Source organism: Solibacillus cecembensis (assembly GCF_050272495.1).
GTDB classification, from domain to species: domain Bacteria; phylum Bacillota; class Bacilli; order Bacillales_A; family Planococcaceae; genus Solibacillus; species Solibacillus cecembensis.
Genome location: NZ_JBNNMF010000047.1, coordinates 1 through 8,682 on the forward strand (window position 1 = coordinate 1; position 8,682 = coordinate 8,682).

The window sequence follows — 8,682 nt, forward strand, 5'->3', positions numbered from 1 at the left end:
CATCTGGTGAAAATGATTTTTTAGGCATGAGAAAACTCCCCATTTAATAAACAGATTTTATTTTTTAATCTGTCTACCTATTGGGGAGCATATCATTTAACAACATTCGTGGCTTTGTCATGTGTCCCCAAAATTATCTTTGGGAACTTTTTTTCGTATAGATTTGTATTGAATAAATATCATTTTAAAAATGAAAATCCTAACTTAGTAATATTGTATAAGATAAAAATTAATATCAATGTTCTAGCTATTACATAACCATCTATAGCTAATTCATATCCATATGGAATTAAGAATTTAGGGTTGCTGAAAATAATTATAGAAATAATAAGAATCAAAGAAAGTATCAATTAGCCTAATTTTTTATTATTGTTCATGAGCCCCACCCTAAAATTTATTATGTATTAAGTAAATCGAATAATTAAAATCTTTAGATAATCACAACAAATGGTGAGTTTAAAAACGTAGGAAATAACAAAAGTTAACAAATTATGATTTGTGAACATCATCATTTAAAGAAATTGAGTAAAAGTTTTTTTGAAAAAATGAACTATTTATAATACTAAATTGTTACTTGTGTAGAAATCGGAAAAGGAGGTGGGATTGTGGAACAAATTAGCGATGCAAGGGTCTTGTTTCAAACATATTATAAGGACGTCTTCAGAGCTTGCTATTACATGCTTCAAAATAAATACGATGCAGAGGACCTTTGTCAGGATGTATTTGCAAAAGCTTTGAGTGAAGATTTCCAATCTATACAAAATCAAAAATCTTGGTTACTTAGTATTTCTATGAATATGTCTCGCAATTATTTAAAGAAAATGAACAGACTGCTATTAAAAGGGAATTTTGATTTCCTATCATTGATACGAGTTGACAATACCCAAAATATTGAGCGAACAATACAGCTCAATGAAAATAAAAGTGAGTTAGTCGACTTAATGAACAAACTGCCTGTTCGCATACGGAAGGTAATGGTATTGAAATATGTGCATGATTGTAAAGATAGAGAAATCGCTGAAATTCTAAAAATCCCCGAAGGGACGGTTAAATCGAGGCTTTTTAAAGGTAAAAAATTAACGAAAAATTTTATCCAAGAAAATGATAATTTGTTATTTGAATGGAGGGATCATCGTGAGTAATATGGACGATTTAATAAAAGAAAAAGTGAAGTTCGATCAAGTAGATTATCCTAATGAGCATGAAATGTGGATTAAAATCATCCGTAAACAACAAAATCATAATTATAAAACAAAAAAACATAGCTACAAACCAAAAGTTATATTAACCGCCATTATGTTCACAATTGTTTTATCAGCCACACCTGTATTTGCTAAATATACAACAGAAATCTTGGACTGGATGCGAAATATGAATAGAACAGGCGTTATTACTTCTTTAGAACATGGCTTTGGACAGGAAGTCAATAAAGCTGTAGAAAACGAAGCTGGTGTACTAAATATCCATAATGTAATTTCAGATCAAAATGGTACTACTATTAACTTTAGCTTAGATATTGATCATGATTACCCAATCAATGCAGCAGGTTTCGAACAAGCATTACTCAAAATAAATGACGGAAAAGAAATAAAGATGGAGGCTAACGCAGTATATAATCAGGAAACGGATCAATTAGTAGGGATTCTACATACAGATGAGGGAATCCCGCACAACAGCAATGTTACACTTCAACTTAGAGGTGTAACGGAGACGCAGTGGAAAAGTGTAGAGTTAAAAGATGTGGTTCAATCCAACACGTTCCCTGAAAAGGTTACTATTAATCAAGATGGAATATCACATATAGAATTCACTTCAAATGGATATCAAAACGGGCAATATACATTGGATTATCTTATCAATCTGGAAGAGTCCAATAACATAGAACACGCATATTTATCTTATAAAATTCAAGAAGAAAATATTGCGAGCTTTGGCATTACTCATAAACGTCCACAACCAAATGTCATTAAACGTAGTGATTCACTAGAGATACAAAAAGAAGTGGTAGAAAAATTAGGGGTATTTTTAAGTTATTCTGATACAGTAAGTTATAAACCAGATACGTGGAGCCTGGATTTCCAATACAATCAGGATCTTGCTAAAAAATCTACATTTGTTATGGATATAGATGAAAAAATTGAGATAGGCTCTGTGCAACTTCAATTTAACGAGCTTGTTATTACACCGAGTGAGATGAAGCTTTATTTTGATCGAAAATATATAGATTCTAATTCTAATGTAGTTCATTTCAACTATCGTCAGTTTAAATTACGAATTGGTGAACAGGAATTATCGGGGGATTATTTTAATGATTATATTTCTTTTGAACCACAGAAGCTGATAAAGGATATTACGAATAAAGAAATTTCTCTTGCTTTAAATGATGCGATGGTTTCTTATGAAGCTGAAAAGCAAGACAAAGTAGAGCTAACAAATATTTCTGATGTGCCAAAGACTGTTAAAACAGAATTAAACGGGTATCCAATTGATATTACCTACTATAAGAAAGGTAATGATTTAATTGTTGAATCAGAAAGTAAGAACGAGCAATTTGGTGGTATCACACAAAATGTTATTTATAAGAATGGCAAAAGAATCTTTGCTGAAACTCGTTCTAATGATGGAGTGTTTAGAAAACAGAAACAAGTAGAAACATTTAAAAATATAAAGGAAAAAGATATTACATTAAACTTCTTCCTTTATACTGTCAATGAAGATCGAGCTAAAACTATTGTTTTACAGTAAATCGTTTGCAGTGTTGCTTCTCTCAGCAAGTTTTTTATGTAACGTAAGTGAAACGGTAGTTACAAGTCTTTTCATAACAGTACACGACTGATTGATGTTTTATGGCAGATTAGCGAGACTGTGAAGAACTGTACGTCTACTAAAGGGACGCTAATTTAAGTCATATGATAATAAAAGGATGATTTAATTGAGTATAGAAAAAGCGTGTTTTGATTAATTCAAAATACGCTTTTCTATTTCCTTGGTTGTTTTCGAAAAGAATGGTGCTATTCAACACTTAACGCATCTAAACGAGCGATTTTCGTTTGCTCTGCTTGTGTAAGTGTATCGAAAGCTTCGCCTGCAAAAAGCTTTCCGCGACCGCTAAATACATCTACATCTAATTGAGGAATATCCTCTTTGAATAAATCTAGCGCTAAAATTCACTGGAGAAAAGCTACCAAACCGTCGTTGGGTAATCATTCATTCTTTAAATTTATAAACCCACATTTTTCTGACATGACCCTATCATTAATACTAATTTTGTGTGGCGTCTATGGCTATGTAAGTATTGCTATAAAAAAGCATATGGATTTGCTTTATATCCCATAGTTTTTTAAATTCATTAATCGGAACTTTTCGATTATAGCTCCCATGATCATCTTCATAATTCACCAGATGCTTTAAAGATTCTGAAAGATAAATATAGTCCTTGTCATACCCTACGACAGGGACAAAATGCAAATTATTACGATCTTTATGTACTTTAATAAAAACAATTACGGGAGTTCCCTTACTAACTTCATACTTTAATGAATTTATATTTCCTTTATAATAGTTTGTTTTAAATCCCATTTCTCTTAACACCGTACGGATTCCTTTTGGATACACATTGCCTGCCTTCGTTTTATTAGGAAAATGCGTATATAACGCCTCACCCTCGGCCACCATGCCAAAGTGACGCAACACATACGCTGTCGAAAATGCTGCACATTCCGTATTGGTTTGAAAATCTATTCGGTTGTTTTCTTGAATAACATAGTTAGCTGGATAATTTCTTTTTCGTAAAACAGGTATGGGTAATGTCATTAAATATGCATTAATGATAGTTGATATAATAATCCATAATAAAACGGTTCTCACGATAAACATGCTAATTCTCCTGCCTTTTTTCAACAAATAACAGAATTAATGTTGCTAATGGCCCTAACACTAGAGATAGTAAAAACCAATTTAAGCCTGTTCTATTCTTCCCTTGCGCAAGTGCAGCATTTATCAAGGCTAATGTACCCCAACCTACAAAATATTGGTTATCCATCTTATGCCCTCCTTTGCATTTAAACATATAAAAGTTGCTAATCAGTCATATAGCTTAGAATTTTTTATAACTTAGTTTTATTTATGTATATGTTATAAATCCTTGTTGAACGAAAGCACCGTTCAACAAGGATTATTTAAACACTTTATCAATTTCATCTCTGTCGTAATCTAATATCCAATCATTGTATGTGTTATAAATGTCTCGTATAGATTCAGTTGAGGTAGCAAGCAAATCACAGCCTCGATCATCGTACACGTGAAATATGGTTTTCCTTTCGATATTAAAAAAATATACCCTATGAAAAATGCTTGGTTGGAATCCTAAATCATGATTGCATACTGCCTTTAACAATGAAATATAGTTAATATCAGACGCTTTACATTTAAGAGTAAACCTATGCGTTTTATATTTTCCGTCTTCATCATCTTCTGGAAAAATATAAGACATTTCTGCATGCTTCAATTTATATAAGGTTGATTTTTCATAGACATAGGGAGAAAAAAGCCTCGTTTTGTGCTTGTAGGATTTTCCATCTCCAAAATCGTTCACATCTACTACAACAAAAATATCCTCGTTTTGTAAATGTAATGCTTCAAATAACGTGACAGCCCTTTTATAAACACCTTGTACATAAGGACTGTTTTCATAATTGTATTTTCTATCCCACCCAACGCCTAATTCGAAACGTATGCCAATTTCCCAGTTATAAAACAGGGGTGGTCTAAGGTTAAAGTTAGGGAAATTTCTATTAATATAGTCATTTATGAGCATAGCCAAACCTCTTTTCTTAAAAACCAAAATTACATTACTATTTTAACATAAATTTCAAGTTCATTAACACTATTTACTAAAAATAGGTAAAAAGAAAAACTGAAATAATATTTATTTTGGGGGGAAATACTTCATAATAATAATCAACATCAAATTTTCCTAGATTAAAGATCTACCCACCGTTGACAATATACCTCGTGGGGTATAAACTGGAAGTAGCAAATAAAAATTAAATCAGCTAATTGGAGGTATTCATAATGAAAAAAATCGTAGTCGTTGGTGGCGTAGCGGGTGGGGCATCTGCAGCAGCACGTATTCGTCGTTTAGATGAAGCCGCTCAAATTGTTATGTTTGAAAAAGGACCCCATGTTTCCTTTTCAAACTGTTCATTACCATATCATTTAAGTGGCATTGTCGAAAATAGCAATCGTTTATTATTAATGAATCCACAATCATTTGAATCTAAATATAACATCGACGCGCGTGTAAATAGTGAAGTCGTAAAAGTAAATCGTGCCGAAAAAACAGTAACGGTTAAAAATAGCGATACGGGTGAAACGTATGAGGAAAGTTATGATCGTTTAATTTTATCACCAGGAGCAAGCCCAATCGTACCGAATCTTGAAGGAGTTCAATTACCACATGTGTTTACGGTGCGTAATGTCGTTGATATTGAACGTTTACAAAAGGCTATTGTTGAAAACGACGCTAAAAATATCGCAGTCATTGGTGGCGGATTTATCGGTGTGGAAGTAGCTGAAAACTTGAAGCTCGCTGGTCGTGGCGTGTCACTTGTAGAATTTGCCCCACAAATTTTAACGCCATTTGATGATGATATGGTGCAAATTTTACACAAAGAAATGGTAGACAAAGGTGTAGAGCTTATTGTAAATGACGGATTAGCGAAAATTTCGAAAACTGCTGTTACATTAAACTCGGGTAAAGAAATTCAAGCGGATATCGTTGTGTTAGCGATTGGTGTGCGTCCTGAAACATCACTTGCTTCGGAAGCAGGGCTTGAAATCGGTGAAACAGGTGCCATTAAAGTGAATCAAAATTATCAAACGAATGATCGCAATATTTATGCGGTAGGGGATGCAATCGAAGTGTATCACCGCCTACTGAATAAGCCGACACGATTAGCATTAGCCGGACCTGCGCAGCGTCAAGCACGTGCTGTAGCAGATCATATTTACGGCATGCCGGTTGTGAATAAAGGGGTTATTGGTTCTTCTAGTATCCAAGTATTTGATTACAATGCCGCAGCAACTGGTTTAACGGAGCGTATCGCGAAACAAGCTGGATTTAACGTAGAGGCGGTGTATGTCATTGCACCGGATAAAGTAGGGTTAATGCCTTCAAGTAATCCGCTTCATTTTAAACTGATTTTTGAAGTGCCAACAGGTCGTATTTTAGGTGCACAAGCGATTGGCAAAGGGAATGCGGACAAGCGTATTGACGTGATGGCGACGCTTATAACGATGAATGGAACGATTGAAGATTTAAAGGAGCTTGAATTATCATATTCGCCAATGTTTAGCACGGCAAAAGATGTTGTGAATATGGCGGCATTAGTGGCGACGAATATTATGCATGGGCGATTCAAGCAAGTGCGTGTGAGTGAAGTGCGTTCTTTAGTGGAAAGTGGCGCGGTGATTATTGATGTGCGTGAAGTGAATGAATTTGCGAATGGTCATTTAAAAGGTGCGCTAAACATTCCGTTAAGTGAGTTCCGTGAGCGCATGCACGAAATTCCAAAGGATGTACCGGTTTACGTACATTGCCGCTCTGCACAACGCAGCTATAATGCGGTTATGGCGTTAGAAAATAGTGGTTATGAAAATGTGTATAATATTTCAGGTTCATTCCTCGGTATTTCCTTGTATGAGGCTTACAACGATCAAGTGCTAAATAGAGAGCCTATTGTGACGACTTATAATTTTAAATAAATGAAAAAGGGCAAGCGTAAATAAGCTTGTCCTTTTTTTACAATGAAGAATCAATTCTACTTTGATCGAAGAAAGGACGCATATGGATTACTTATCAATCGGCTCCATCAATGTTCCATATAGTTGGCTCGCATTTTTTGGGGCCGTTTTTATTTCAGAATGGATGACGAAAAAGAATAAGGATGCGCAATTGGATGCATACCTCTTTTTATACATTATCATTTGGAAGCTTAGTTATATCATTTATTATTTTGATGCGTTTATCAATGCACCTATGTCCATCCTTTATTTTGATGGGGGAATGAAAGGACATTATTTAGCTATTTTCATTACGGTTCTTCAGCTTATTCGAAAACGGCATACGCTTCATTTAGACGCATTATGGCAAGGCTTAATTCTTTTCATTGCAAGTTTCCACGTTATTATGGGTTTGTTGCTGCAAAATTGGCTAATTGTTGTTTTTGCGGTTATGGCACTTGTTGTCCTATTCAAAAATAGCCGTATTGCTACGTTTTTTGTGAGCTTACTTTTATTTATGCAGAACCCGCTTCAATCTGTGTGGCCAGCGATTTTTATTGTGTTCCTTATCTTGTTGGTGGCACTTGGTCGCACGAAGCAGCTACAGCAAATATTTGCGATTGCGGTGATTGCGCTATTCATCGGGATGATGTTGTATGCACCACAGCAAAAAAATATAGCATCCATTACAATGGAAGAAATTACGTTAACGACAACAGCAGGGGATAGCCGAACATTACACAATGCAGAGAAGCAACTGACTATTGTTAATTTCTTTGCGACGTGGTGTCCGCCGTGTAAGGCGGAAATGCCGCATTTACAAGCATTCCAAGAAAAACTTCCGGAAACTGTCGAGCTTGTTGGCGTTAATTTAGCCGCGCGCGATGATGGAGAGCAAGCATTACAAAACTTCTTGGAGCAATACAACGTCACGTATCCGATTTTAGTGGATGGTGAGGATTCAGCGGGAAAGGCATTCAGTGTCTTAACGATTCCGACAACGGTTCTTTTAAATGCACAGGGGGAGGAGTTGCATCGTATTGTCGGTCCGTTAAGCGAAGCAACATTACAGCAGCTCGTTGAACGCTATACGCAGTAAATAAGTATCAGGCATATGAAACTTCATGTGCTCTGGCACTTATTATTTTTTTCGCCATATGATGAAAGGAGTTCGATGATTTCGAGGGGGACCATCATGCATTGGATAACCATCATTGTAATCGGTATCGCGGCAAATTTAGATAACTTAGGAATTGGCTTAGCGTATGGCGTGAAACAAATGAGAATTCCATTTCTATCAAACGTAAGTATTGCGATTACTACGATGATTGTCACGTATTTCGCGGTATGGATTGGTGGCACGCTCGGCACGTATATGTCCGTACATATTGCCAATCTTTTAGGGAGCCTTTTGCTATGTGTCATCGGTTTGTGGACGTTAGTTTCTCAAAAATTTGGCCATGAGGAAATTTTGCAAAATCCACAATTAGTTGATCGAGATAATAATAATGTCATTTCTTTAAGCGAATCGATTCTTCTTGGATTTATTTTATCGATCAATTGCTTAGCTGCGGGCATTGGTATTGGTGCGAACGGAATTTCCGCAGTTTGGACGGTACTTTCAATCGGATTTTTCTCTATTGTAACCGTTGGATTGGGGAGTCATTTCGGATCACTCATTTCGAAAACATTTATCGGAAGGTATTCGACAGCTATTTCAGGGTGGTTGCTTATCATTATTGGTATTTTTGAAGTTTTCGCGAGGTAGTACAAAAAGACAATATAAAAACACCATTTTGAAGGCACGGGACTGACCCCAAAAATATAGACAAATAAAAAAAGCATCTTCGATTGAATTCGGGTTTAGATACCTAAAATTCAACTAGGGGGTGTTTTTTT

Annotated in this window: 8 protein-coding genes; 5 read left to right on the forward strand and 3 right to left on the reverse strand. The window is 35.3% G+C overall.

Annotated elements, in window-relative coordinates; translation table 11 throughout:
• Positions 1-605: 605 nt before the first annotated feature.
• Entirely contained in the window at positions 606-1,142 is a 537-nt protein-coding gene (locus ACQKIH_RS21900) for an RNA polymerase sigma factor (protein WP_427768895.1), read from the forward strand.
• A 1-nt stretch (position 1,143) separates the two neighbouring features.
• Positions 1,144-2,745: a DUF4179 domain-containing protein gene (locus ACQKIH_RS21905; protein ID WP_427768902.1), complete on the forward strand. Its 1,602-nt coding sequence runs from the start codon at positions 1,144-1,146 to the stop codon at positions 2,743-2,745.
• Between the two features lie 516 nt (positions 2,746-3,261).
• Here the strand turns inward: ACQKIH_RS21905 and ACQKIH_RS21910 are convergent.
• The 3 genes from ACQKIH_RS21910 to ACQKIH_RS21920 form a co-directional block, all read right to left on the reverse strand.
• Complete coding sequence (locus ACQKIH_RS21910) at positions 3,262-3,876, reverse strand: cysteine peptidase family C39 domain-containing protein (protein WP_427768897.1); 615 nt, start codon at positions 3,874-3,876, stop codon at positions 3,262-3,264.
• Position 3,877: 1 nt separating this feature from the next.
• A complete protein-coding gene (locus ACQKIH_RS21915; protein WP_169793448.1) occupies positions 3,878-4,042 on the reverse strand; it encodes a hypothetical protein in 165 nt (54 codons plus the stop codon).
• A 132-nt stretch (positions 4,043-4,174) separates the two neighbouring features.
• The gene (locus ACQKIH_RS21920) at positions 4,175-4,816 is read right to left on the reverse strand and encodes a DUF3885 domain-containing protein (protein WP_057987852.1); all 642 of its coding nucleotides are present in this window, start codon (positions 4,814-4,816) and stop codon (positions 4,175-4,177) included.
• A 254-nt stretch (positions 4,817-5,070) separates the two neighbouring features.
• Between ACQKIH_RS21920 and ACQKIH_RS21925 the strand changes: the two genes are divergently transcribed.
• The 3 genes from ACQKIH_RS21925 to ACQKIH_RS21935 all read left to right on the forward strand — a co-directional run bounded on the left by ACQKIH_RS21925 (position 5,071) and on the right by ACQKIH_RS21935 (position 8,551).
• Complete coding sequence (locus tag ACQKIH_RS21925) at positions 5,071-6,765, forward strand: FAD-dependent oxidoreductase (RefSeq protein ID WP_427768904.1); 1,695 nt, start codon at positions 5,071-5,073, stop codon at positions 6,763-6,765.
• Positions 6,766-6,847: 82 nt separating this feature from the next.
• Positions 6,848-7,882 (forward strand): TlpA family protein disulfide reductase, encoded by a 1,035-nt coding sequence (locus ACQKIH_RS21930; protein ID WP_427768898.1) that lies wholly within the window; start codon positions 6,848-6,850, stop codon positions 7,880-7,882.
• A gap of 96 nt (positions 7,883-7,978) precedes the next feature.
• Positions 7,979-8,551 (forward strand): manganese efflux pump, encoded by a 573-nt coding sequence (locus tag ACQKIH_RS21935; protein WP_427768900.1) that lies wholly within the window; start codon positions 7,979-7,981, stop codon positions 8,549-8,551.
• Positions 8,552-8,682: the final 131 nt, after the last annotated feature.